Origin of the sequence: Brachybacterium sp. AOP25-B2-12 (assembly GCF_052378625.1) — a bacterium.
GTDB lineage: Bacteria > Actinomycetota > Actinomycetes > Actinomycetales > Dermabacteraceae > Brachybacterium.
Map to the genome: position 1 here is coordinate 69,099 of NZ_JBQSXW010000012.1, position 24,784 is coordinate 93,882.

The 24,784-nt window shown below is 73.0% G+C and carries 24 protein-coding genes; 5 read left to right on the plus strand and 19 right to left on the minus strand.

Going from position 1 to position 24,784, the window contains the following annotated elements; genetic code table 11:
- Window positions 1-21 precede the first annotated feature (21 nt).
- Window positions 22-696 (plus strand): transcriptional repressor LexA, encoded by a 675-nt coding sequence (gene lexA / locus ACT3TZ_RS10235; RefSeq protein ID WP_444583314.1) that lies wholly within the window; start codon window positions 22-24, stop codon window positions 694-696.
- Window positions 697-804: 108 nt separating this feature from the next.
- Here lexA and ACT3TZ_RS10240 read toward each other — a convergent pair whose 3' ends face one another.
- Entirely contained in the window at window positions 805-2,808 is a 2,004-nt protein-coding gene (locus ACT3TZ_RS10240; protein WP_444583315.1) for an ATP-dependent DNA helicase, read from the minus strand.
- Window positions 2,809-3,008: 200 nt separating this feature from the next.
- A complete protein-coding gene (gene hflX / locus ACT3TZ_RS10245) occupies window positions 3,009-4,526 on the minus strand; it encodes a GTPase HflX (protein WP_444583316.1) in 1,518 nt (505 codons plus the stop codon).
- A 256-nt stretch (window positions 4,527-4,782) separates the two neighbouring features.
- Between hflX and ACT3TZ_RS10250 the strand changes: the two genes are divergently transcribed.
- Window positions 4,783-5,397: a class I SAM-dependent methyltransferase gene (locus ACT3TZ_RS10250; protein ID WP_444583317.1), complete on the plus strand. Its 615-nt coding sequence runs from the start codon at window positions 4,783-4,785 to the stop codon at window positions 5,395-5,397.
- 72 nt (window positions 5,398-5,469) lie between these two features.
- Here the strand turns inward: ACT3TZ_RS10250 and dapF are convergent, their stop codons facing one another.
- Together dapF and miaA are read right to left on the minus strand one after the other, a co-directional pair.
- Complete coding sequence (dapF, locus tag ACT3TZ_RS10255) at window positions 5,470-6,318, minus strand: diaminopimelate epimerase (protein ID WP_444583318.1); 849 nt, start codon at window positions 6,316-6,318, stop codon at window positions 5,470-5,472.
- Between the two features lie 36 nt (window positions 6,319-6,354).
- Window positions 6,355-7,284, minus strand: a complete 930-nt coding sequence (miaA, locus tag ACT3TZ_RS10260) for a tRNA (adenosine(37)-N6)-dimethylallyltransferase MiaA (RefSeq protein WP_444583319.1) — start codon at window positions 7,282-7,284, stop codon at window positions 6,355-6,357.
- 206 nt (window positions 7,285-7,490) lie between these two features.
- Here miaA and ACT3TZ_RS10265 point away from each other — a divergent pair, with 206 nt between their 5' ends.
- The gene (locus ACT3TZ_RS10265; protein ID WP_444583320.1) at window positions 7,491-7,976 is read left to right on the plus strand and encodes a YbjN domain-containing protein; all 486 of its coding nucleotides are present in this window, start codon (window positions 7,491-7,493) and stop codon (window positions 7,974-7,976) included.
- A gap of 24 nt (window positions 7,977-8,000) precedes the next feature.
- On the opposite strand, the gene miaB is transcribed toward ACT3TZ_RS10265, so the two are convergent.
- The 12 genes from miaB to ACT3TZ_RS10325 all read right to left on the minus strand — a co-directional run bounded on the left by miaB (window position 8,001) and on the right by ACT3TZ_RS10325 (window position 20,995).
- Entirely contained in the window at window positions 8,001-9,653 is a 1,653-nt protein-coding gene (miaB, locus tag ACT3TZ_RS10270; RefSeq protein ID WP_444583321.1) for a tRNA (N6-isopentenyl adenosine(37)-C2)-methylthiotransferase MiaB, read from the minus strand.
- A gap of 28 nt (window positions 9,654-9,681) precedes the next feature.
- Window positions 9,682-10,350: a regulatory protein RecX gene (locus ACT3TZ_RS10275; protein ID WP_444583322.1), complete on the minus strand. Its 669-nt coding sequence runs from the start codon at window positions 10,348-10,350 to the stop codon at window positions 9,682-9,684.
- Between the two features lie 56 nt (window positions 10,351-10,406).
- Window positions 10,407-11,501, minus strand: a complete 1,095-nt coding sequence (recA, locus tag ACT3TZ_RS10280) for a recombinase RecA (RefSeq protein WP_444583323.1) — start codon at window positions 11,499-11,501, stop codon at window positions 10,407-10,409.
- Window positions 11,502-11,815: 314 nt separating this feature from the next.
- Entirely contained in the window at window positions 11,816-12,043 is a 228-nt protein-coding gene (locus ACT3TZ_RS10285) for a DUF3046 domain-containing protein (RefSeq protein WP_444583324.1), read from the minus strand.
- Window positions 12,044-12,046: 3 nt separating this feature from the next.
- Complete coding sequence (locus tag ACT3TZ_RS10290) at window positions 12,047-12,382, minus strand: helix-turn-helix domain-containing protein (RefSeq protein WP_444583325.1); 336 nt, start codon at window positions 12,380-12,382, stop codon at window positions 12,047-12,049.
- Between the two features lie 301 nt (window positions 12,383-12,683).
- The gene (locus tag ACT3TZ_RS10295) at window positions 12,684-13,250 is read right to left on the minus strand and encodes a CinA family protein (protein WP_444583326.1); all 567 of its coding nucleotides are present in this window, start codon (window positions 13,248-13,250) and stop codon (window positions 12,684-12,686) included.
- Window positions 13,247-13,858 carry a CDP-diacylglycerol--glycerol-3-phosphate 3-phosphatidyltransferase gene (gene pgsA, locus ACT3TZ_RS10300; protein WP_444583327.1) on the minus strand — a complete coding sequence of 204 codons (612 nt, stop codon included), beginning with the start codon at window positions 13,856-13,858 and terminating at the stop codon, window positions 13,247-13,249. Before pgsA ends, ACT3TZ_RS10295 begins: the two co-directional genes overlap by 4 nt.
- 62 nt (window positions 13,859-13,920) lie before the next feature.
- Entirely contained in the window at window positions 13,921-16,659 is a 2,739-nt protein-coding gene (locus ACT3TZ_RS10305) for a DNA translocase FtsK 4TM domain-containing protein (protein WP_444583328.1), read from the minus strand.
- A 213-nt stretch (window positions 16,660-16,872) separates the two neighbouring features.
- Complete coding sequence (locus ACT3TZ_RS10310) at window positions 16,873-18,567, minus strand: ribonuclease J (RefSeq protein WP_444583329.1); 1,695 nt, start codon at window positions 18,565-18,567, stop codon at window positions 16,873-16,875.
- A complete protein-coding gene (dapA, locus tag ACT3TZ_RS10315) occupies window positions 18,564-19,502 on the minus strand; it encodes a 4-hydroxy-tetrahydrodipicolinate synthase (RefSeq protein ID WP_444583330.1) in 939 nt (312 codons plus the stop codon). Before dapA ends, ACT3TZ_RS10310 begins: the two co-directional genes overlap by 4 nt.
- Window positions 19,503-19,527: 25 nt before the next feature.
- Window positions 19,528-20,247 carry an FAD-dependent thymidylate synthase gene (gene thyX, locus ACT3TZ_RS10320; RefSeq protein ID WP_444583331.1) on the minus strand — a complete coding sequence of 240 codons (720 nt, stop codon included), beginning with the start codon at window positions 20,245-20,247 and terminating at the stop codon, window positions 19,528-19,530.
- 28 nt (window positions 20,248-20,275) lie between these two features.
- On the minus strand, window positions 20,276-20,995 hold the full coding sequence (locus ACT3TZ_RS10325; protein WP_444583332.1) for an HAD-IA family hydrolase: 720 nt from the start codon (window positions 20,993-20,995) through the stop codon (window positions 20,276-20,278).
- Between the two features lie 68 nt (window positions 20,996-21,063).
- Between ACT3TZ_RS10325 and ACT3TZ_RS10330 the strand changes: the two genes are divergently transcribed.
- Together ACT3TZ_RS10330 and ACT3TZ_RS10335 are read left to right on the plus strand one after the other, a co-directional pair.
- Complete coding sequence (locus tag ACT3TZ_RS10330; RefSeq protein ID WP_444583333.1) at window positions 21,064-21,774, plus strand: AzlC family ABC transporter permease; 711 nt, start codon at window positions 21,064-21,066, stop codon at window positions 21,772-21,774.
- Window positions 21,771-22,085 (plus strand): AzlD domain-containing protein, encoded by a 315-nt coding sequence (locus ACT3TZ_RS10335; protein ID WP_444583334.1) that lies wholly within the window; start codon window positions 21,771-21,773, stop codon window positions 22,083-22,085. Before ACT3TZ_RS10330 ends, ACT3TZ_RS10335 begins: the two co-directional genes overlap by 4 nt.
- Here the strand turns inward: ACT3TZ_RS10335 and ACT3TZ_RS10340 are convergent.
- From ACT3TZ_RS10340 to ACT3TZ_RS10350, 3 genes are all read right to left on the minus strand, one after another.
- Window positions 22,082-22,522 (minus strand): hypothetical protein, encoded by a 441-nt coding sequence (locus tag ACT3TZ_RS10340; RefSeq protein WP_444583335.1) that lies wholly within the window; start codon window positions 22,520-22,522, stop codon window positions 22,082-22,084. The two genes, ACT3TZ_RS10335 and ACT3TZ_RS10340, sit on opposite strands and share 4 nt — an antisense overlap.
- Window position 22,523: 1 nt before the next feature.
- Complete coding sequence (gene dapB / locus ACT3TZ_RS10345) at window positions 22,524-23,279, minus strand: 4-hydroxy-tetrahydrodipicolinate reductase (RefSeq protein ID WP_444583336.1); 756 nt, start codon at window positions 23,277-23,279, stop codon at window positions 22,524-22,526.
- A 74-nt stretch (window positions 23,280-23,353) separates the two neighbouring features.
- Window positions 23,354-24,703: a M16 family metallopeptidase gene (locus ACT3TZ_RS10350; RefSeq protein ID WP_444583337.1), complete on the minus strand. Its 1,350-nt coding sequence runs from the start codon at window positions 24,701-24,703 to the stop codon at window positions 23,354-23,356.
- Between the last annotated feature and the right edge of the window lie 81 nt (window positions 24,704-24,784).

Below are 24,784 nucleotides of genomic sequence, written 5' to 3' on the forward strand. Positions count from 1 at the left end.
CGCCCGAGGAGAGGACGCACGATGACGCCGAGCACCCCGCCGGAGGCAGCCGTCGACGGCTCGGAGCTGTCCCCCCGTCAGCGCACCGTGCTGGAGACGATCGCCCGGGCGATCGAGACCCGCGGCTACCCGCCCACCATGCGGGAGATCGGCGACGCCGTCGGGCTGACCTCGCCGTCCTCCGTCTCCCACCAGCTGCAGGCCCTCGAGCGCAAGGGCTTCCTGCGCCGTGATCCCAAGCGCCCGCGGGCGATGGAGATCGTCATGCCCGACGAGGCCGACGACCCCTCGGTCGTCGAGATCGCCCCCGAGCGCACCTCGCCGTCGGTCGCCGTCCCCCTGGTCGGACGGATCGCCGCCGGCGTGCCCATCACCGCCGAGGAGCAGGTCGAGGACGTCTTCACCCTGCCCGAGCAGCTCGTCGGCTCCGGAGAGCTGTTCCTCCTGGCGGTCGTCGGCGACTCGATGATCGACGCCGCCATCTGCGACGGAGACTGGGTCGTGGTGCGCTCGCAGAACGTCGCCGAGAAGGGCGAGATCGTCGCCGCGATGATCGACGGCGAGGCGACCGTCAAGACGTTCGCGCAGCGCGACGGGCACGTCTGGCTCATGCCGCACAATCCGTCGTTCGCGCCGATCCTGGGCGATCACGCCGAGATCCTCGGCAAGGTCGTCGCGGTGCTCCGCGCGGTCTGAGCTCGCACGAGCCCCCGGCCGCGATCCTCCAGGATCGCTCGAGGGGGGCGGCGGCCGCAGGATCGACGTCGGCACTCCGCACCACCGCCGACGGCGCGCCCCGCGCGGTCAGACGCGGGCCAGACGTCCCAACGCCGACAGCGCGGCCTGCGGGTCCGAGGTGCGCCACAGCGGCGGCATGGCGCTCGTGAGGAAGCCGCCGTAGCGGGCGGTCGCCAGGCGGGGATCCAGCACCGCCACCATCCCGCGATCCTCCGTGGACCGGATCAGCCGCCCGGCCCCCTGCGCCAGCAGCAACGCCGCGTGCTGGGCCGACACCGCCATGAACCCGTTGCCGCCGCGCCGTCCGATGCGCTCCTGGCGCGCCGCCGTCAGCGGATCGTCGGGGCGCGGGAACGGGATCCTGTCGATCGTCACGAGGCGGCAGGCGCGGCCCTGCACGTCGACGCCCTGCCACAGCGACAGCGTGCCGAACAGGCTCGCGGCGTCGTCCTCCCGGAAGGTCCTCACGAGGCTCGAGATGGAGTCCTCCCCCTGCAGCCCGATGGGCAGGGACGAGCGCAGGCGCACGTGGTCGGCCGCGAGCTCGGCCGCACGACGTGAGGAGAACAGGCACAGCGCGCCGCCGTGCGAGGCCTCGATGAGCTCGGTGAGGTGATCGAGCATCGCCGACGACGGACCCTCGCGTCCCGGGGGCGGGAGGTGCCGGGCGACGTAGAGGATGCCCTGACGCCCGTAGTCGAAGGGGCTGCCCACGTCCAGCGCGCTCCAGGCCGATCGGCCCCCGGTCCGGGGCGCGACCTCGGGGTCCTGGCGGTCGTCGGCCCGCAGGCCCACGCTGCCCGCCGGGGGCTCGAAGCGACCTCCGAGCGCAAGGGTCGCCGAGGTCAGCACCACGGTGCGCTCCTCGAGGACGGCTCCGCGCATGGCGCCGGCGACGCTGAGCGGTGCCACCTGGAGGCTACTGCGGCCCGTGGCCTCGGAGTGGGAGACGGAGACGACGTCGTCGTCGGCGGGAGCCGCGAGGCGCTCACACACGTCCATGATCGCCTGGAGATCGGCCCGGGCGGCCTTGCGGGCACCGGCGGTCGCGGCGCTCGAGGGATCCCCGGCGTCCCGAGCATCCGCGTGGGCGTCGCGGGCGGCGCCGCGCAGGAGCACGAGCGCGTCCAGCAGGGTCACCGGGAGATCCCCGATGACGCGCCCGTCGCCGACCAGCTCGAGCGCGGCGCGCAGGGACTCCCCCGCGTCATCGAGCGCGGTCGCCGCGACGCCGAGACCCCGGAGCTGGCGCACCACGCCGCGGACCATCCCGGCCGTCAGCTGCTCGGTGACGGCGCTCGTGACGCGGTCCACGAGATCGTGGGCCTCGTCGAAGACGACCACGTCGTGCTCGGGCAGGATCCCGTGGCGGTCGAAGGCGTCGACCGCCATGAGGGCGTGGTTGGTGACGACGAGGTCGACGTCTCGGGCGATCGCGCGGTTGCGCTCGGCGAAGCACGCCTCGACCATCGGGCACGAGGAGCCGATGCACTGGGGGCCCGTCACCGACACCTGCCGCCAGGCACGGTCGGAGACGGGGGTGGCCAGGTCGTCGCGGTCCCCCGTGTCGGTCTCCTCGGCCCAGTCCCGCAGCCGCCTGACCTGATCGCCCAGGCGCTCGGAGGCTCCGCTCGCGGGGTCGACCGACGCCTCGGTGAACAGCGCCTGCGGGTCGAGGTCCTCGGGGTATCCGCCGGTGGCCTTGTGCAGGCACAGGTAGTTGCTGCGCCCCTTGAGCAGGCTGTACGAGGGGGTCCGCGGGAGATGGGGCGCGAGGGCCTCGACGATCCGCGGGAGGTCCTTGCGGACGATCTGGGACTGCAGGGCGATCGTGGCCGTCGAGACCACGACGGTGCGGTCGGTCGAGACGGCATGGCGCAGGGCCGGCACGAGGTACGCGAGGGACTTGCCGGTGCCGGTGCCGGCCTGGACCAGCAGGTGCCGTTCGCCGCTCATCGCTGTGTCGACGGCGACCGCCATGTGCGCCTGGCCCTCGCGGGGCGTACCCCCCACCGCGGCGACCGCCGCGTCCAGGAGGACGGGGAGCTCGGGGACGGGGGCGGATGGCACCGGATCAGGGTAGTGGCGTGGCCGCCGCGCCCCGGGGAGGCGCGGCGGCGGGGACGCGCATCACGTCCGCGGCGTCCTGCCGCGGTCGACGTGGAAGCGATGTCGGGGAGCCCCGCCGCGGGCCGCGCAGGGTCCGAGGGCCCTGGCGCCCGGGCGGGGAACCCTCCGATGGCGCGCGCCCAGCCCGTTCTGGGACAGGCTCAGGCGACGGCCGTGAGCTCCGCGGCGAGCGCCGCATCGACCCGGGCATGCAGCCGGGTGCCGTCGGCGACGTGCTCCTCGGAGAGCACCTCTCCCGTGGAATGCGCACGGGAGACGAGGTCGCCCCGCGTGTACGGGACGACGACGTCGACCTCGACCTCCGGGCGCGGGAGGCGCTCGGCGATGAGCTCGCGGAGCTCCTCGATGCCCTCGCCGGTGCGGGCCGAGACGACGGCGCTGTCCCCCACCTGGCTGCGGATCCGGGCGATCGTCTCCGGGAGGGCGACGTCCGCCTTGTTCAGCACGACCACCTCGGGCACGTCGAAGCCGTCGATGTCCGACAGCACCGCCCGCACCGCGCGGATCTGCCCCTCGGGGTCCGGGTGGGAGGCGTCGACGACGTGCAGCAGGAGGTCGGCGTCGGCCACCTCCTCGAGGGTCGAGCGGAACGCCTCGACGAGCTCGGTGGGCAGCTGGCGCACGAACCCGACGGTGTCGGCGTACGTGTACTCGCGGCCGTCGGGCGTGGCCGTGCGGCGCACCGTCGGGTCCAGCGTGGCGAACAGGGCGTTCTCCACGAGCACCCCGGCACCCGTGAGGCGGTTCAGCAGGGAGGACTTCCCGGCGTTGGTGTATCCGGCGATCGCGACCGCGGGCACCTCGCGGCGTCTGCGGTCCGCCCGCTTGGCCTCGCGGGCCGGCTTCATGTCGGCGATCTCGCGGCGCAGCTTGGACATGCGGGTGCGGATCCGTCGGCGGTCCAGCTCGATCTTCGTCTCACCGGGACCGCGTGAGCCCATGCCCGCGCCGCCCGCGGCGACACGGCCGCCGGCCTGGCGGGACATCGACTCGCCCCAGCCGCGCAGGCGCGGCAGCAGGTACTCGAGCTGCGCGAGCTCGACATGCGCCTTGCCCTCGCGGGACTGGGCGTGCTGGGCGAAGATGTCGAGGATCAGCGCGGTGCGATCGACGACCTTGACCTTGACGACGTCCTCGAGCGCGCGACGCTGGCTGGGAGCGAGCTCGCCGTCGGCGATCACCGTGTCGGCACCGGTCTCGGCGACGATCTCGGCGACCTCGGCGGCCTTGCCCTTGCCCAGGAAGGTCGCGGGGTCCGGGTGGTTGCGGCGCTGCATCACGCCGTCGAGCACCTGGGAGCCCGCCGTCTCGGCGAGTGCCGCGAGCTCGCGGAGGCTGTTCTCGGCCTCCTCGATGTTGCCGCTCGTGTAGATGCCCGCGAGCACGACCTTCTCGAGGCGCAGCTGGCGGTACTCGACCTCGGTGACGTCCTCGAGCTCCGTGGAGAGGTTCGGGACGCGGCGCAGGGCGCGGCGGTCGGCGAGGTCGAGCTGGTCGCCGTCGGTCTGGGAGTCGTAGGTCGTCGCGGAGACGGAGGCGTCGCCGCGGTCCAGGATCCGCTGGGTCAGGGCGTCGCGGGTGCGGGGCGACGATTCCTTCTCGGCTCCCGCGGCGACGTCGGTGTCGGGTTCGGGGTCCGGATGGAAGGCGATGGGCACGATGCGGTGTTCTCTTCCTGTCGAGGAGTGGGCCGAAGCATCCATCGTCCCACGGGGCGCGGGGCGGCGGCGAGCGGTTTTCGCCGTGGGCGCAGGGAGCCCGGAGATGGGGACACGGAGGCCTGGGGGCTGAGGGCTGGGGGCTGAGGAGGGTGCGCATCGGTGACCGGGAAGGACCACACGCCGGGAGGCGCATCGGCGCGGTGGCGGCACGACCGTCCTGCCGGGCCGGTGGGCGCGCCGTACAGTGGCGGCCGTGACCGAGCACTACTTCTCCGAGGATCCCGCGACCGACGACGTGCGACGCCCGCTGCGGGTGCGCCTGGCCGGCGCCGACAGGGATCTGGTCTCGTCCCGGTCGGTGTTCAGCGGCGGCGGGCTCGACAAGGCCACGGCCGTGCTCCTGGACCGTCTCGACGTGCTCCCCACGGTGCCCTCCGGGGCGACGCTCGTGGATCTGGGCTGCGGCTGGGGGCCGATCGCGCTGACGGCGGCCCTCGAGCACCCGGACGCCGAGGTGTGGGCCGTCGACGTCTCCCGGCGTGCCCGGGAGCTGACCGCCGAGAACGCACGGCTCCTGGGCCTGGACGGACTGCGGGTCGTGGCCCCCGAGGAGGTCCCGGCCGAGCTCGCGGTCGACGTCCTGTGGTCCAACCCGCCGATCCGGATCGGCAAGCAGGCGCTGCACGAGCTGCTGACGCTGTGGACCGGGCGCCTGGCCCCGACCGGCTGGGCCGGTCTCGTGGTGGGTCGCCATCTGGGCGCGGATCCGCTCGCGGCGTGGCTGGGGCAGCTGCTGCCCGCGCGGCGCGTCGAGAAGCTGGCGAGCGCCAAGGGCTATCGGATCATCGGGGTGGGCCCCGAGCGCTGAGGACCAAACGCATCGCGTGCCGCCGGCCAGGTGGTCTGCGAGCCGATGCTCCGGTGGTCGACGTGTCGTCGGTCAGGACAGCAGCGTGCCCTCGGCCACCAGCACGGCCGGTCCCGCGAGCGTGACCTCGCCATCGGCGGTCCACCCGACCTCGAGCGTGCCGCCGGGCAGGTCCACCCGCCAGGGCAGGCCGCTGGCATCGCCTGCGCGACGTGCCGCCGCGACGGCCACGGCGCAGGCGCCCGTTCCGCAGGCGAGGGTCTCCCCCGAGCCGCGCTCGTGGACCCGCATCGCGACGTGGCGCTCCCCGCGCTCGACGACGAACTCGACATTGGCCCCGGCCTCGGGAACCGGGCTGAGCGGCGGCGCGGTGGTGAGGTCGAGGTCTGCCAGCGTGAGGTCCGCGGGCAGGAATGCGACCGCGTGCGGGTTGCCCATGTCGACGTCGACCGTCGGCAGGTCGTGGCCGGCCACATGGACGCGACGCCCCGTCTCCTGCAGCGTCGAGCGGCCCATGCCCGTCCGGACCTGCCAAGTGGCGCCCGTGACGGGGCGCTCGAGGATCTCGATGCTCCGCTCGCCCGCCCTGGTCCAGATCGAGTAGCGGTCGGAGTCGACGAGACCGGTGCGGTCCAGCCAGGCGGCGAACACGCGGGTGCCGTTGCCGCACATCTCGGCGATCGAGCCGTCGGCATTGCGGTAGTCCATGAACCAGGTGGGTGCACCCTCGGGCGCCGACTCCTGGGAGGCCGTGGTGCGGACCACGCGGATCACGCCGTCGGCCCCCAGCCCGGTGGTGCGCTCCGCGAGCCGCGCGACGCTCTGAGCGTCCAGATCGAGCGATCCCTCGGGGTCGTGGACCAGCACGAAGTCGTTGCGGGCACCGTGGCCCTTGGCGATCCGGGCGTTCTCGAGCGTCATGCCCGCGAGCCTAGGCCACCGTGCCCACGCCGTGCCTCAGGAGGTGATGCGGGAGACGAGGGCCAGCGCCCTCTCGGCGAGCTCGGTGCGGTCCGTGCCCTCGTGGGCATCGATCCAGTGCACACGCTCGTCGCGCCGGAACCAGGTGTCCTGCTTGCGGACCAGCCTGCGGGTGCCGATGACGGTGGCCTCGATCGCCTCGGCGCAGCCCATGGTTCCGTCGAGCACCGCGAGCGCCTGCTCGTAGCCGATCGCCCGGCGCGCGGTCCGTGCGCGGTCCAGGCCCTCGCCCCGCAGCCGCTCGGTCTCGGCGAGCAGACCGTCGCGCACCATGAGATCGACGCGTCGCGCGACCCTGTCGTGGAGCTCGGCGCGGTCCCGGTGCACCCCCAGCTGCAGCGCGGCGCCGTCGAGGTAGCGGTGGGTGGGCAGGAACGCGCGGAAGCTGCGTCCGGTGAGGCGGAGCACCTCGAGGGCGCGGACGATGCGCCGTGCGTCGCCGGCGCCGATGCGGGCCGCGGCCCCCGGGTCGCTGGCGGCGAGCTCCGCGTGCAGCGCGGCGGGGCCGATCGCCTCAGCACGGCGTTCGAGATCGGCGCGCACGGCGGCGTCGGTGGGAGGGAAGGCGATGTCGTCCAGGACCGCGCGGAGATAGAGGCCCGATCCCCCGACGAGGATCGGCACGCGGCCGCGTCCGCGGATGTCGGCGATCAGGGCCCGGGCCTCGCGCTGGTAGCGCGAGACGCTCGCCTCCTCGACCACGTCGAGGACGTCGAGCAGGTGGTGGGGCACGCCGTGCCGTTCGGCGAGCGGGATCTTCGCGGTGCCGATGTCCATGCCCCGGTAGAGCTGGAGGGCGTCGGCGTTGATGATCTCCCCGTCCAGGGCCAGCGCCAGATCGACGGCGAGATCGGACTTGCCGGTCGCGGTGGCTCCGACGACGGCGATCGGTCCCGGCAGCGGCATGGCCGGGACTCTACCGGGCGGCCCCGCGCGGATCGCACCCGCGCCCGTCGGTGCCTTTCAGGACGCCTGCCGAACACTCCGTCCCGCCCGGCGTCCCGGGGTGCGCGACCCCACCTCGCTCCGCCCCTGGCGCTCCCGGGCGCGCGGGGTAGTGTGTGCCGGATGCCGGGACGCGCCCGGCCCTGACGTCTGTGCGAAGGAGCCCCGTGACCTCCCCGATCGATTACCGACTGCCCGAGGAGACCGGCGTCCCGGCCGAGGCGCTGTCCCTGGAGCGCGTCGAGGCCAGCCTCGAGCGCCATGGCTACGCCTTCGTCGAGGACGAGGAGCACCCGGACATCGTCCGTGCCCGCTTCGACGCGTACCCGTTCCTCTTCATGCTCGCCGGCGACGACCGCACGATCCTGCAGACCCGCGCCCGCTGGAACCATTCGGTGGACGTGGCCCGCAAGGTCGAGATGGTCAAGCTGTGCAATGAATGGAACATGAACCGGATCTGGCCCAAGGTCTACGTGCGCCGCGAGGCCGAGACCGTGCTGGGCATGTACGGGGAGGTCGCCGTCGACTTCTCCACCGGTGCCCGGGACGACCAGATCGACCGCTCCTTGGAGTGCGGTCTGACGACGATCATCTCGTTCTTCCACGACCTCGAGGAACGCCTCGGCTCGAGCGTCGACGACCTCGACGACTGAGACTGCGGGGCGGGAGCGGCGACGTCAGCGCCGTCGCAGCGTCGGCAGTCCCAGGGTGACCGGTCCCGCGGGAGCCGTGGTGCCCGTCCCGCATCCGCCGGTGCCGCAGGCCCCCGCCGCCTCCTCGGGCTCCGTGGCGCCGAGCGCCCCCCGCTCCCAGGCGTCGCCGCTGCGGGTGCGTCGCACCGAGAAGGCCCGCGGATCGTCCTGCCCCGGGGCCAGGGACAGGGCGCTGTCGGCCAGCAGGTAGTGAGGCGCCCCGCGGGTCACGGTCGCGGTGACGAGATCCCCCGGTCGCGGGCGCGCGGATTCCGCGAGGTCGGCGGGCAGCGACAGGTGCACCAGGCGGTTGTCGGCGGCGCGCCCGGAGATGCGGTGCGTCTCGCGGTCCCGCTGCCCCTCCCCCTGGGCCACGAGCACCTCGACCTGCGTGCCCTCCAGGCGCCGGTTCTCCTCACGGGCGATCCGGTCCTGCAGGGCGGTCAGCCGCTCGTAGCGCTCCTGCACGACCTCCTTGGGGACCTGGTCGTCCATGGTCGCCGCCGGGGTGCCCGGCCGGATGGAGTACTGGAAGGTGAAGGCGCTCGCGAAGCGTGAGGCCTCGACCACCTCGAGGGTCCGGGTGAAGTCCTCCTCGGTCTCACCGGGGAACCCCACGATGATGTCCGTCGTGATCGCGGCGGTCGGGATGGCGTCCCGCACCCGGTCGAGGATCCCCAGGAAGCGCGTGGACCGGTAGGAGCGACGCATCGCGCGCAGCACGCGGTCCGAGCCCGACTGCAGGGGCATGTGCAGCTGGGGCATGACGTTGGGGGTCTCGGCCATCGCCGCGATGACGTCGTCGGTGAACATCGCCGGGTGCGGGGACGTGAAGCGGACCCGCTCGAGTCCCTCGACGTCCCCGCAGGCACGCAGGAGGTCCGCGAACGCCCCCCGGGTCCCGAAGTCCACGCCGTAGGAGTTCACGTTCTGGCCCAGCAGCGTGACCTCGATGGCGCCGGAGTCCACGACGTCGCGGACCTCGGCGAGGATCTCCCCGGGTCGGCGGTCCTTCTCCGCCCCGCGGAGGGACGGCACGATGCAGAAGGTGCAGGTGTTGTTGCAGCCGACGCTGATCGAGACCCACGCCGCGTACACGCTCTCGCGGCGGGTGGGCAGGGTCGAGGGGAACACCTCGAGCGATTCGAGGATCTCGACCTGGGCCTCGCGGCGGTGGTGGGCGCGCTCGAGCAGGCTGGGGAGGGAGCCGATGTTGTGGGTGCCGAAGACGACGTCCACCCACGGGGCGCGGTCCACGATGCTCGCGCGATCCTTCTGCGCGAGGCAGCCGCCGACGGCGATCTGCAGATCGGGGTTGGCGCGCTTGGCGGGGCGCAGGATCCCGAGGTTCCCGTAGAGCTTGTTGTCGGCGTTCTCGCGCACGGCGCAGGTGTTGAAGACGACGACGTCGACCTCACCGGCGGTGGCGTCGGCGTCCCGGGGGGCGGCGACGTAGCCCGCGTCCTCGAGCAGGCCCGTGAGGCGCTCGGAGTCGTGGACGTTCATCTGGCACCCGAAGGTCCGGACCTGATAGGTGCCGCGGGCGGACGGCGAGGCGGGCGCCGAGGACGCCGCGGAGCGGGGACGCTCGCCGGTGTCGTCGGGGCGGAGGTGCGGGGCGGGCACGATCGTCGACATGATCCGACCAGGGTACGGCGTGGGCGGCTCAGCGCCCTGTCAGGGCACGGAGCTCGGTGGAGATCACGCGCAGCGCGAGCGCCCCGTCGTACCCCTTGCGCCGCAGCAGGGCATCGAGGCGCCGCGCGACGCGTCCGCGCACGGCACCGTCACGGTCCGCGCACAATGCGTTCTCGTCGCGCACCAGCCGAGCGCGGACCAGCTCGCGCGCGCGGTCCTCCTCGTCGTCGTCCCCGAGCGCCAGGGCCGTCGCGATCACATCCTCGTCGACCTCCTTGTGCCGCAGCTCACGCCGCAGCGCCTCGTCGGAGAGGCGGCGCAGCGCGCGGCGCTGCTGGACCCAGTCCCGGGCGAAGGCCAGGTCGTCCAGGAGCCCGGCACGGTCCGTGCGGGCCATGGCCTCGTGCGCGACGGCGGGTGCGACCTCGCGGATGCGGAGCTTGGCATGCAGCTCCCCCGCCGAGCGGCGGCGCGTCGAGAGCAGGCGCAGGAGGTAGCGGCACTCCCGGACGACGTCCTTCTCGAAGGCGACGTCCGCGGCATCGGGCGTCCGCGGCGTGGCCGCGAGGATCGCCTCGGTGCGGCGGGCCAGCCCGTCCACGACCTGCGAGGTGGGCGCGGATCCATCGGCCTGCTCGGTGCGCGAGCGTTCGCGCACCTCGTGTGCGCCGGCCCCGGAGTGCGGTGTGTGATCCATGGTGCGTGTCGGCCCGCGCCACGGGTCTCCGACGGCGCGGGCCGATCCGTCGGCGATCAGATCGTCGCGGGGACGTCGTCGTCGAGGAACTCGCCGTCGGCCGTGTCGACCGGGGCCGCGGGCTCCTCGGCATATGCGCCCACACCGAGCGTGCGCAGGATCTTGTGCTCGATGTCGACCGCGAGGTCCGGGTTGTCCTTGAGGAACTGGCGGGCGTTCTCCTTGCCCTGGCCCAGCTGATCGCCCTCGTAGGTGAACCAGGCACCGGACTTGCGGACGATGCCGTGCTCGACGCCCAGGTCGATGAGGCCGCCCTCGCGGGAGATGCCCTCGCCGTAGAGGATGTCGAACTCGGCCTGCTTGAAGGGCGGGGCCATCTTGTTCTTGACGACCTTGATGCGGGTGCGGTTGCCCACGGCGTCCGCGCCCGACTTGAGGGTCTCGATGCGCCGGATGTCCATGCGCACCGAGGCGTAGAACTTCAGCGCCTTGCCACCCGTGGTGGTCTCGGGGCTGCCGAAGAACACGCCGATCTTCTCGCGCAGCTGGTTGATGAAGATGGCCGTGGTGCCCGAGCTCGCGAGGGCACCTGTGAGCTTGCGCAGCGCCTGGGACATGAGGCGTGCCTGGAGGCCCACGTGGGAGTCCCCCATCTCGCCCTCGATCTCGGCCTTGGGCACGAGCGCGGCGACGGAGTCGATGACGATCACGTCGAGCGCCCCGGAGCGGACGAGCATGTCCACGATCTCGAGGGCCTGCTCGCCGGTGTCCGGCTGGGAGACCAGGAGGGCGTCGGTGTCGACCCCGAGCTTCTTGGCGTACTCGGGGTCCAGCGCGTGCTCGGCGTCGACGAAGGCGGCGATGCCGCCGTTGCGCTGGGCGTTGGCCACCGCGTGCAGGGCCACGGTGGTCTTGCCCGAGGACTCCGGGCCGTAGATCTCCACGACGCGGCCCCGCGGGAGGCCGCCGATGCCGAGCGCGACGTCCAGGGCCACGGACCCGGTGGGGATCACCTCGACGGGAGGACGGGTGTCGTCACCCAGACGCATGATCGAACCCTTGCCGAACTGGCGGTCGATCTGCGCCAGGGCGGCGTCGAGCGAGGAGGACCGGTCCTTGGAGGCTCCGGCGGCGGACTTGGATGCAGGCATGTGTTCTTCCTTCCACGGGGCCGGGTGCTCCGGCGCGTGCTGACCGTGTCGCCACAGTAGGCAGGCCGTGTGACAGACGGGGCGGGGAGCCTCTCCCGGGGGTGATCGCACCGTGGGGAGGGAACCCGTGGCGCCACCCTACCCGAACAGATGTTCGAATGCGCCCGGCGCGCCCGGCGTGTCGGACGGGAGGGCACGCGACGCATCGGCCGTGCGGACGGACGAGGGGTCCAGAGGCGGGACGGCCCGAACGAGCGATGCGGGCACGGCACCTGAGGTGCCGTGCCCGCATCGGACTCCGGTGCCGTGCACGCTCAGCGCGCGTGCCGCTGGCCCGGCGGGATCTCCCACCGACGGGATTCGGGCACGTCCATCGCGTCGCACAGGGCGGTCCACGCCCGGCGCACGTCCTCGCCCTCGGCGATCGCCTGCGCGGCGGAGCGTCCCCCGAGTGCGGGGATCACCAGCTCGCGCGCGTAGGCCGCGGCGAGGACGGGCCCGAACACGTGGTCGGCGAGCGCGGTGAACTCGCTGCGCCGCACGGGTCAGCGGACCCCGACGAGCGTCGGGCGTCCGTGGTCGGTCCCCACGCCGGTGACGCCTCCCTCGCGGAGGGAGTCGGGCACGGTGTCGGGGATCGCGACGCCCTCGGTGAGGGCGATGCGGTCGGAGACCTCGCGGAGCACGAACGACAGCGGGAGGCCGAGGGCGTCGGTCACCGCGGCGAGCAGCTCGGAGGAGGCCTCCTTCTGTCCGCGTTCGATCTCGCTGAGATAGCCGAGGGACACGCGGGCGTCGGACGAGACCTGACGCAGCGTGCGTCCCTGATGACGGCGGGCGTCGCGGAGGACGTCGCCGAGCTCCTGGCGGAAGACGACCATGGGGCGGGCTCCCTTCGCGGTCGTGGGCGCACTCGGCGCCGTGGACGAGGATGATGCGTACTGCGGTGTGCGCTGGAGCGCACCGGGTCCGACGGCGGGCCGGGCCCGACGCACGGAGTCGGACGGCCGAGAGACGGGCCCGCGTCCTGCGGGTCGGTCGCTGCGGCGGAGAGCAGAGGTGGTGGATGTGTTCATCACGATCTGTGCAACGCGCCGACGCCCGTGCGTGTTCCCCGATCATACGGACGCGGCCCTGGGACGCCCCTGACGATGTCGGTCCGTGACCGTTCCGTGCCCTGGCTCACCGGGACGGGGTCGGCCCCGCGGGGCCCAGCGCCTCCGCGAGCAGCGCGATCCCCGCCTCCACCGCCCCGGCGCGCACCGCGGCACGGCCACCCCCCAGGTGCAGCTCACGCACCCGGGTCGGCGCGCCGTCGGCCGTGACCGCCGCGAGGAACACCGTGCCCGCCGGGACGCCCCGGGCGTCGGGGCCGGGCCCCGCGACGCCGGTGGTCGAGACCGCCACGTCGCTGCCGTAGGCCCGCAGCGCACCAAGGGCCATGGCGGTGGCGACCTCCGCGGTCACGGCGCCGGTGCGCTCCAGGAGCGCGGCGTCCACGCCCAGCACACGGGTCTTGGCGGCATAGGAGTAGCAGGCGGCGCCTCCGGCGATGCAGCCGCTCGCGCCGGGGACGTCGACGAGACGTGCGACGAGCGCGCCGGCCGTCAGGGACTCGGCGGTGGCCAGCGTCAGACCTGCATCGATCGCAGCGCGCACGACGAGCTCGGCGCACGACGCGGCCGCCTCCGAGGGGATCTCGGACCCCTCGCCACCGATCACCGCGCCGCCCGGCCGCGGTGGGTTCACGACGTGGGGCCGGGCGTCCCCGCGAGCGCCTCGCGTCGCAGACGGAGCCCGTCCTTGAGGTTCACGAGCCCGGACCAGATCGTCAGCACGAAGGCCACCAGGACCAGCGCCAGGCCGATCCAGCGGGCGGGCTCCCACCACAGCTCGAAGGGCAGGAGGCAGAAGGTGATCGCGATGGACTGCACCATCGTCTTGGCCTTGCCCGCGAGGTTCGCCGGCAGCGCGCCGTACTTGAGGATCGTGAAGCGCATGATCGTGATGCCGAACTCGCGCAGGAGGATGAGGATCGTGATCCACCAGGGGACGTAGTCCCAGACCGAGAGCATGACGAAGGCGGCACCGGTCATGCCCTTGTCGGCGATGGGATCGACGATCTTCCCGAAGTCGGTGATGAGGTTGCGGCTGCGCGCGAGGTGGCCGTCGAGGAAGTCGGTGAACATCGCGACCACGAAGATCACGGCGACGACGATCCGGCCGGGCACCGAGTCCGCGTTCAGCGCGGCGACGACGATGAACACCGGCACCAGGACGCATCGCAGCATGGTCAGGATGTTGGCGATGTTCCACAGCGGGACGGGGGCCTGCTCGGGCCGGGCCGTCGGGGTCATGGCTGCTCCTGGGGGTCGGTGCGATCGGTGCCGGTGCTGCTGCGGGGCGAGGTGCGGACGGGTCAGCGACCCGTCAGCTGCCAGACGTCCTCGTCCGCCTCGTCCCGGTGGTCGTGGCCGTCGTGGTAGTCGACGGTGTCCTCCTCGTCCGTCGCGGCGAGCGGATCCTCACCGTAGCGGTCGTCGTCCCCGGCGGGCCCGCCGGGCTCGGGGGCGGACGGGGCGCCGGCCGCGGGCGGATCGTCCTGACCGCGGATCCGGGCGATCGCGGTGGCGAGATCGTCGGGGTGCACGAGCACGTCGCGGGCCTTGGACCCCTCCGAGGGGCCGACGATCTCGCGCGACTCCAGCAGGTCCATGAGGCGCCCCGCCTTGGCGAAGCCCACCCGCAGCTTGCGCTGGAGCATCGAGGTCGAGCCGAACTGCGTGGTCACCACCAGCTCGGCGGCCTGCAGCAGCACGTCGAGATCGTCGCCGATGTCGTCGTCGATCTGCTTGGTGGGGGCGACGACCGTGACGTCCTCACGGTAGTTCGGCTTCATCTGCGCCTTGACGTGGTCGACGACCTTGTGGATCTCCGACTCGTTGACCCAGGCGCCCTGGACACGCATGGGCTTGGCCACGCCCATCGGCTGGAACAGGGCGTCGCCCTGGCCGATGAGCTTCTCGGCACCGGGGGTGTCGAGGATGACGCGGGAGTCCTGCAGGGAGGACGTGGCAAAGGCCAGGCGGCTGGGGACGTTGGCCTTGATGATGCCGGTGACGACGTCGACGCTGGGGCGCTGGGTCGCGAGCACCAGGTGGATTCCGGCGGCGCGCGCGAGCTGGGTGATCCGCTGGATCGAGGCCTCGACGTCGCGCGGGGCCACCATCATGAGGTCGGCGAGCTCGTCGACGACCACCAGCAGGTACGGGTAGGGCGCGAGGCGACGCTGGCTGCCCGCTGGCAGCTGGACGTCTCCCCCGCGCACCGCCTTGTTGAAGTCGTCGATGTGCTTGAACCCGAAGGCCGCGAGATCGTCGTACCGGGCGTCCATCTCCTTGACCACCCATTCGAGGGCCTCGGCGGCCTTCTTGGGGTTGGTGATGATGGGCGTGATGAGGTGCGGGATCCCCTCGTAGATGGTGAGCTCGACCCGCTTGGGGTCCACGAGCACCATCCGCACCTCCTCGGGGGTGGCGCGCATGAGGATCGAGGTGATCATCGAGTTCACGAAGCTCGACTTGCCGGAGCCGGTGGCGCCGGCGACCAGGAGGTGCGGCATCTTGGCGAGGTTCGCGGTGACGTACCCGCCCTCGACGTCCTTGCCCACGCCCATCACCATCGGGTGCGTGTTGCGGGTGGCGACGGGGCTGCGCAGCACGTCGCCGATGGCGACGGTCTCGCGGTCGGCGTTGGGGATCTCGATGCCGATGGCCTTCTTGCCGGGGATGGGCGAGAGGATCCGGACGTCGGCGCTCGCGACGGCGTAGGCGATGTTCTTGGACAGCGCCGTGACCTTCTCGACCTTGGTGCCGCTGCCCAGCTCGACCTCGTAGCGGGTGACCGTGGGGCCGCGGGTGAACCCGGTGACCTCGGCGTTGATGCCGAACTGGCTGAACACCTCGCCCAGGGCCTCGACGACCTGGTCGTTGGCGGCGCTGCGGGTCTTGTGGGGCGGTCCCTCGATGAGGAACCCCGGGTCCGGGAGGGTGTAGACGATGTCCCCGGCCAGCTCCAGCTGCTCCCCGGCGCGGGGGAGGTCCCCCATCGGCGGGGGCACCAGCTCGTGCTCCTCCTCGACCGGCTCGGACTCCGAGACCGGCTTCGCGGCGCGTCCGGAGCCCTTCGCGGCCGGCAGCGGCGTCGTGGCCGCGGCCCGCGGGAACGCCTTGGTGCGGGCGTTCTCCTCAGCGACGACGTCGAAGACCTCGGTCGGACCCTCGGGCGCCTGCGCATCCGCCGGGGTCGCCTCCTCGGCGGCACCGCGGCGCGGGCGTCTGCGACCCTTCTTCGCGCCGGCGTCCGGCTCCTCGTCGGTGCCCACGCCATGGGCGTAGGCCTCGTCGCCCGCGTATCCGAAGCCGTCGTGGTCGCGAGGGTCCTCGCCCTCGGCGCTGCGGGGCTTGCGGCGTGCACGCGGCGGCTTCACCTGGGCGGGCTCGGAGGCATCGGCCGCGGCGCGGCGCGGTCGCAGCCCGAAGGCCTCGCGCTCGGCGTCCTCGGCCTCGCTGCGTCCGACGAGCGTCGCGTAGGCGGAACGGACCGTGCTCGGCAGGGATTCGACGGGGGTGGCCAGCAGCACCAGCACCCCGAAAAGCGCGAGGACCACGGCGATCACGACCACGGCGAACGGCGGCAGCAGCGCGGTCAGGGGCGCGGCGGCCAGGTAGCCGAGCACGCCGCCGCCCTGGGCCAGGGCCGGGATCCCGTCGGTGGGTGCGGGCAGGCGGGCCGAGATCGAGGCGATCGCCGCGAGTGCGGTCAGCAGGATCGCCATCCCCAGCGCGATCCGGGAGTTGGCGCGGACCAGGTCCGGCCGGCGGAACATGCGCAGCGACCATCCGGCCAGGAGCAGCGGGAGCACCACGGCGATGACGCCGAAGGTGCCGGCGGCGACGGTGTGCACGGCCTCGAAGACGGGACCGCCGGCCTGGAACCACTCACGGATCGCCACGAGCACGGCCAGGGACATCAGGAACAGCGCGTAGCCGTCGCGGCGCTGCTCGAAGGCGACCTCCCAGCGGGCCACGCCGATGCCGCGCACGAAGCCGCCGACACCGCGGGCGATCCCGAGGTAGCCGGCGCGCACCGCGCGCACGGGAAGAGGGAGCGTCGACGCGTCTCGGGTCCCGGCCTTGGCGCCGCGCGAGGACGCGGCGGAGGTGCGGGAGGAGCCTTTCGACGCACGTGCGGGGGAAGACGTACGTGTCGCCATACCCGCCAATGTACCGTGCGGGCACGGCGGCGCCCGGGATCCCGGGGAGTGAGGCTCCCCGGGTCCGTCCCTGAGCGGTGCCGGAGCTGCGCCGGATCAGGCCTCGACGACCACCGGGATGATCATCGGACGACGGCGCAGACGCTGGGACACGTAGCGCCCGACGACCCGTCGCATGACCTGCTGCAGCTGATGGGCGTCCCGCTTGGTGGGATGGTCGGCCACGGCCTTCTCGAGCGCCTTGACGATCTCGGGCTTGATGCGCTGGAACACCGCATCGTCCTCGGCGACGCCGCGGGCATGGATCTCGGGACCGGCGATGAGGGCGCCGGTCGCGGAGTTGACGACGGCAAACACCGAGATGAAGCCCTCGTCCGAGAGGATCCGGCGGTCCTTGAGGTCCGCCTCGGAGACCTCCCCGACGCTCGAGCCGTCGACGTAGACGTAGCCGTTGGGGATCTCGCCGACGACCTTGGCATGGCCGTCCTTGAGGTCGATCACGGAGCCGTCGCGGGCCAGCACCACGTGGTCCTCGGGGACGCCCGAGGACTGGGCGATCTTGCCGTTGGCCACGAGGTGGCGCACCTCGCCGTGCACCGGCATCACGTTCTTGGGGCGCACGATGTTGTAGCAGTACAGCAACTCGCCGGCGCTCGCGTGACCCGAGACGTGCACACGGGCGCTGCCCTGGTGGACGACCTCGGCGCCGAGGGCCATGAGCTCGTTGACGATCCGGAACACGGCGTTCTCGTTGCCCGGGATGAGCGAGCTCGCGAGGACGACCACGTCACCCTCCCCCACGGAGATCTGGTGCTCGCGGTTGGCGATCCGGCCCAGCGCCGCCATCGGCTCGCCCTGGCTGCCCGTGCACATGAGGACGACCTTGTCGTCGGGCAGCGAGTCGACCTTCTTGACGTCGATCAGGGTGTCCTTGGGGACGTGGAGGTAGCCCATCTCCTGGGCGATCTTCATGTTGCGGATCATGGAGCGGCCCACGAAGGCGACCCGGCGGCGCTGCTTGGAGGCGGCGTCGAGGACCTGCTGGACCCGGTGCACGTGGCTGGAGAAGGACGCGACGACGATCTTGCCCGTGGCCCGCGCGAACACGGAGTCCAGCACGGGGCCGATCTCGCGCTCGGAGGCGGTGAAGCCGGGGACCTCGGCGTTGGTGGAGTCGACCATGAACATGTCGACCCCCTTCTCCCCGAGGCGCGCGAAGGCGCGCAGGTCGGTGATGCGGCCGTCCAGGGGCAGCTGGTCCATCTTGAAGTCGCCGGTGTGCAGCACGGAGCCGGCCGGGGTGGACACGTACACCGCGAGCGCGTCCGGGATGGAGTGGTTGACGGCGACGAACTCGCATTCGAAGGGGCCGAACTGCTCGACCGCGCCCTCGGCCACCGCGAGGGTGTAGGGCGTGATGCGGTGCTCCTTGAGCTTGGCCTCGATGAACGCGAGGGTCAGCTGGCTGCCCACGAGCGGGATGTCGGGCTTCAGGCGCAGCAGGTAGGGCACCGCGCCGATGTGATCCTCGTGGCCGTGCGTGAGCACGATCGCGGAGATGTCGTCGAGCCGGTCCCGGATGTAGTCGAAGTCCGGGAGGATCAGATCCACGCCGGGCTGGGTCTCCTCGGGGAACAGCACGCCGCAGTCGACGACGAGGAGCTTGCCCTCGTACTCCAGGACGGACATGTTGCGGCCCACGTCCCCGAGGCCGCCGAGCGGGATCACCCGGAGGGTGCCGTTCTTGAGCTTCGGGGGCTGGTTGCGGTGCTGGGTGAAAACGCTGGTCATCGGGTCCTCCAGGGAGCGTTGCGAACGGGGGGCACGCCCTCGGCAGCGGCCAGCGCGTCGGAGATCGCGCGCACGGCCTGCTCGTCGGCGGGGGCGTGGGGGCCGCGCACGGCGGCATGGGGCAGTCGGCCCTGCAGGTGCAGGCCGACCTTGGCGGCGACGACGCCGGGGATGTGGGTCATGACGGCGTCCACGAGCGGCGCGAGGCGGCGGTGCAGGTCGGTCGCACCGGCGAGGTCGCCGCGGTCGACGGCCTCGACGAGCGCCTTCTCGAGCCCGGGCGCGACGTGCCCGACGACGGACACGAGCCCCGAGGCGCCGACGGCGAGCCAGGGCAGGTTCAGCGCGTCCTCGCCCGAGTAGTAGGCCAGCTCGGTCTCGGCCATGAGCAGCGTGGACTGCTGCAGGTCGCCCTTGGCGTCCTTCAGCGCGAGCACGCGGGGGTGCTCGGCGAGGCGACGGATGGTGTCGGCCGCCAGCGCCACCCCGGTGCGACCGGGGATGTCGTAGAGCATGACGGGGAGGTCGGTCGCGTCGGCGACGGCCTCGATGTGGGAGATGATGCCCTCCTGCGAGGGCTTGGAGTAGTACGGCGTGACCACCAGCAGGCCGTCCACGCCGAGCGCGGCCGCGCGGCGGGCCAGGTCGACGCTGTGACGGGTGTCGTTGCTGCCGGCACCGGCGACGATGGTCACCTCGGGCCCCACGGCCTCGCGCACGGCCTGGACGACGGCGAACTTCTCCTCGTCCTGCGTGGTGGGCGACTCACCCGTCGTGCCGTTGAGCACGAGCAGGTCGGTGCCGTCGGCCACGAGGTCGGCGGCGAGCGCCTGGGCGGCGTCGAGGTCGACGCTCTCGCCGTCGGCGCTGAACGGGGTGACCATCGCGATCCCGACCGTGCCGAACGGCCGCCGGGGAGTGGTGGGGCTGTTCATGAGATGCCTCCTGAGGTGCGGGATGTCACGGGGCGATCCGTCCGGTCTCGACGAACGCCGCATGGGTCAGCGGCATGGCCTCGGCGAAGAACGTCTCCATCTTCTCGGCGACCATCTCGATCTCGCGCTGCGGGAACGAGGGGAACGCCGCCTCCTCGTGCTTGGTGCGCAGCGAGAGCACGTTCATGAGGGAGCGCGCGTTGAGGGTGACGTACATCGAGGAGAACAGGTTCAGCGGCAGCACGGTGCGGGCGACCTCGCGGGCCACGCCCGCCTCGAGCATCCGCTGGTAGGACGCGTAGGCCTCGACGGAGCGCTGCTCCACCTCGTTGCTGACGAGCGCGTGCTGCTCGGGGGTGCCGGGCTCGAACACGTAGGCGCCGGGTTTGCCCACCTGGACCAGACGGCGCTCGGGCGAGGGCACGTAGAACACCGGACGCATCTCGCGGTAGCGGCCGGACTCCTCGTTGTAGCTCGCGACGCGGTGGCGCATGAACTCGCGGAACACGAAGATCGGCGCCTCGACGTAGAAGGTGAAGGCGTTGTGCTCGAAGGGGCTGCCGTGCCGGTCGCGCATGAGGTAGCGGATGAGGCCACGATCACGCGCGGAGGCCTCGGCGCCGGCGGCGGCACGCGATGCCTCGCCCTGCGTCGAGACCCGGGCGGCGAAGAGCACATCGCTGTCCTGGGCGGCGGACCGGATCAGCTCGACGGTCACGTCGGACCTGAAGACGATGTCGCTCATGGTGACCCAGCCTAGTCGAGGCGGAGGCTCATCCCTCCCGCCGACGCACCAGCAGGCTCCCGGCCTCCACGAGCACCTCGATGTCGTCGAGGGAGGTGACGAGCGCCTCGGCATGGGCGAGGTCCGCGGCCGGCGTCGTGGTCGTGACCGCGAGGGTCCGGGCCCCGGCCGCGGCACCGGAGCGCAGACCACCCGCGGAGTCCTCGATCACGAGCGCGCGGTCCCCATGACGGTCGAGGCGATCCATCGCCAGCAGGTACGGGGCCGGGTCCGGCTTGCCGACGCGCACCTGGTCCGCGGTCACGAGGTCCTCGGGCGCGGGCAGGCCCGTGGCGCCCCAGCGCGCCTCGAAGAGCGGGCGGGTGCACGAGGTGACGATCGTCCAGGTGGGATGCCCCAGCTGCGTCGCGGCAGCATCGAGCTCGGCGAGGACGCGGCGGGTCCCGGGGAGCACCTCGATCCCCTCGACGTCCTGGATCTCGAGCTGCTCGATCCGATGGTGCGCCGCCTCGACCTCGGCGTCGGTGAGGTCCGGGAAGATCGTCCCGAGGACCTGACGGGCCGGGATCCCGTGGAGCTCCGGGGAGAAGGAGCGCTCGCTCCCCAGCTCGCGCATGAGGGTGGTCCACGCGCGGGTCACGGCCTCGCCGGAGTCGACGAGCGTCCCGTCCATGTCCAGGAGCAGGACGTCGACGGACAGCGGCAGGGCGTCGGAGCGCGCGGGCGCCCCGGGAGTGGGGGTGGTCATGCCCCACGGTCTCACGCGGACACGGCGTCGAGCACGTCCCCGCACGGCGTGGATACAGTGCAGGAGCGATGAACGCCACCGTCTCCCCGCTCCCCCGCCCCGCGCCGTCCCCCGAGGTCACCGCGATCCGTCGACGTGGCCTCTCCGTGGGCCTGGCCACCGGTCTCTACGGCCTCTCCTTCGGGGCTCTGGCGACCGGATCGGGCCTGGACGTGTGGCAGGCCATGGTGCTGTCGGCGGTGCTGTTCTCCGGGGGCAGCCAGTTCGCCTTCGTCGGGGTCGTCGCGGGCGGCGGGTCCGCGCTGGGCGCCGTCCTCGCCGCGACCCTGCTCGGGATCCGGAACATGATCTACGGCGTGACGCTGTCCGGGGTGCTCCCGCGCGGCGGGGTCCGCGGGGCCCTGCGCTCCCTCCTGACGATCGACGAGTCCACCGCGACCGCCCTGTCGGGCACGACGCCCGCGGCACAGCGCGCGGGCTTCTGGTCGGCGGGGATCTGGGTGTGGGTGTTCTGGAACCTGTTCTCGCTGATCGGGGCGCTCGGCGGGCAGTTCATCGCCGATCCGCGCACCTGGGGCCTGGACGGCGCCGCCGCGGCGGCGTTCCTCGCGCTCCTGTGGCCGCGCCTGCGGCGCCGTGACGCGGTCGCGATCGCGGTGGCCGCGGCGTTCGTCGCGACGATCACCACCCCCGTGCTCCCCGCGGGCCTGCCGGTGCTGGCCGCGGCGGTGGTGGCCGTCGTGGCGGGCCTCGCGGGAGTGCAGAGGTCGGGCGCATGAGCATCCTGTGGGTGGCCGTCCTGGCGGCCGCGCTGCTGAGCTTCGTCCAGAAGTGGCTGGGGTACCAGGTCCCCCCGGGCGCCCTCGAGAAGCCGGCCGTCGCGCGGGTGACGGGCTATCTGCCGGTCGCGCTGCTGGGTGCCCTCGTGGCGACCCAGACGCTCACCCAGGGGCAGGCGATCGTGCTGGACGCGCGCGTGGCCGGGGTGGCCGTCGCAGCGGTCCTGCTGTGGCTCCGTGCCCCGTTCCTGGTCGTGGTGCTGGCCGGAGCGGCGGTGACCGCCGGTCTGCGACTGCTGGGCCTCCCCTAGCCCCGGTCGTTCTCCTGCTCCCGCTCCGCCGCGATGGCCAGACGGATCTGCTCGCGGGCGTGCTTGCGGTCGCGCAGGGCATCGTAGGCGCAGCCGAGGCGGAAGTGCGCCTGCCAGCTGTCGTCGCCGTCCTGGACAGCGGTGCGGGCCGCCTCGAACTCCGCGCGGGGATCGAGGTCCATCGGGGCCTCGTCCGCCGACAGGGCGCCCGGCGCCGTCGGCGCGTACAGCCGATTCAGGCGGGCCGCCGCGAGGCCGAAGAGGACCTCGCGCCACGTCACCCACACGGTGAGTGCGAGCAGGATGACGACGCCCGCGGCGAGCCCCCAGCCGACCGCGCCGCCCGCGCGGCTGAAGCCCCAGGCGATCCAGCCGAGCCCCCAGCAGTAGATCGCCGTGAGGACCAGCAGGACCAGGACGGACAGGATCCGCCGCACGTCAGTCGAGGTCCAGGTAGCCGTCGAGACCCACGGTGAGCCCCGGGTGGTCCGCCACCTGGCGCACCCCGATGAGGACCCCGGGCATGAAGCTGGCACGGTCGAAGGAATCGTGACGGATCGTCAGCCCCTCTCCCACCCCGCCGAAGAGGATCTGTTCGTGGGCCACGAGCCCGCGCAGGCGCACGGCATGGACGTGGATGCCGTCGACGACCGCTCCGCGGGCGCCGTCCGGGTCCTTCTGGGTCGCGTCGGGGACCGGCCCCAGTCCCGCGTCCGCACGCCCGCGCGCGATCGCCGCGGCGGTGTGCCGGGCGGTGCCCGAGGGGGCGTCGACCTTGTCGGGGTGGTGCATCTCGATGATCTCGGCGCTCTCGTAATAGCGTGCCGCGATCTCGGCGAAGCGCGAGGCCAGCACGGCGCCGATCGCGAAGTTCGGGGCGATGAGCACTCCGAGGTCGGTGTGCTCCCCCAGCTGCGCCCGGACGGCCGTGAGGGCGTCCTCGTCCCAGCCCGTGGCGCCGACGACGGCGTGCAGGCCGTTCTCGAGCGCCCAGCGGACGTTGTCCCGGGTGGCCGAGGGCACGGTGAGGTCGACGACGACCCGGGCACCGGCGCGCACCGCCTCGTCGCGGTCGTCGCCGTGGCCGATCGCCGCCACGAGGTCGAGGTCCTCGGCGGCGTCGATCGCCGCGACGGCGGCGGTGCCCATGCGGCCGCGGGCGCCGAGGACGGCGACTCGGAGGGGTGCGTTCATGGTCTGCTCCAGGTGGGGTGCGGGCGCGGGGGGCGCCGGGACGGGAGGGTTCGTCGACGGGGTCTGCTGCGGGGTCATGAGGCGATGGCGACGTGCCGGCCGTCCGGCCCCACGTCGACGCGGGTGGTGAAGGAGCCGGCGAGCCGCTCGGCCAGGGACCGGACGTCCTCGGCCCGCACCGCGGCGATCCGGGCGACGGCCTCGTCGACCTCGGTGTACCGGCCGTGCACCAGCTCGGACGTGCCCAGGCGGCCCATGCGGGAGGACGTGTCCTCGAGACCCAGGGCGAGCGAGCCGGTGATCTGTCCCAGGGCGCGGCGCATCTCCGCCTCGGTCACGCCGCGACGTCCCATGTCGGCGAGCTCGGCGCCCATGAGCTCGACGACCTGCTCGGTGCGGGTGGGCCGGCAGGCGGCGTAGAGCCCGAACACGCCGGCATCGCGGTACGCGGAGCTGAAGGAGTACACGGAGTAGGCCAGGCCCCGCTCCTCCCGGACGTGCTGGAACAGCCGCGAGGACATGCCCCCGCCCAGGATCGCCATGAGGACGCTCATGGCGTGCCGCTCGGGCGCGGTGGCGCTGAGGGCCGGACCGCCGAGATAGACATGGGTCTGCTCGGTGTCACGGGCCAGGACCCGCGGGGTCAGCGCCGCCGCGCCGATCCCCGGGACGGCCGCCTGCGGAGCCGTCGCGGGACGCGGCCGCGGGAGGGCCCCGGGCTCCAGCGTCCAGCCGCCCGCGGTGAGCCGTGCGGAGAGCTGGGCCGCCAGCAGATCGTGATCGAGGTCCCCGACCGCCGTGACCACGAGGTTCTCGGGCCGGTAGTGCTCGGCGTAGTGGGCGCGGACCGCGTCGACGTCGATCCCGCCGACGGAGGCGGGGGTGCCGCCGACGGGGCGTCCGAGCGCCGTGCCCTCACCGAGGACCTGCTCGCAGAACGCCTCGTAGCCCACGTCGGTCGGGTCGTCCTCGGCCATGGCGAGCTCCTCGAGGATCACCTCGCGCTCGAGCTCGAGGGCGGCAGGTTCGAGGGCGGCCGAGGTGATCATGTCGGCGAGGACGTCCAGGGCCAGCGGCAGGTCCGCGCTGCGCACCCGCCCGTAGTAGAAGGTGTGCTCCTTGGCGGTGACGGCGTTGGACTCCCCGCCCACCTCGTCGAAGGCCGTCGCGATGTCCAGGGCGCTGCGGCGCGCCGTGCCCTTGAACAGCAGGTGCTCGAGCACGTGGGTCGCGCCCGCGTGCTCGGGTCTCTCGTCGCGCGAGCCGACCGGGATCCACATCCCGATGCTGACGCTGCGCACCGAGCGGTCCGTCTCGGTGAGCAGCCGCACCCCGCCGGGCAGGACGGTGCGGCGCACGAGGGATCCCCCCTCGGAGAGCACGAGGTCGGAGCGGGCGTCGTCCAGGGGCAGCTCGATGGGCACCGGTCGAGTCTGCCACGTCCGGGCCCGTGGGTTCCGCGCAGGGGTCGCGAACGCCACGAGGGCCGCACCCCGCGATGCGGG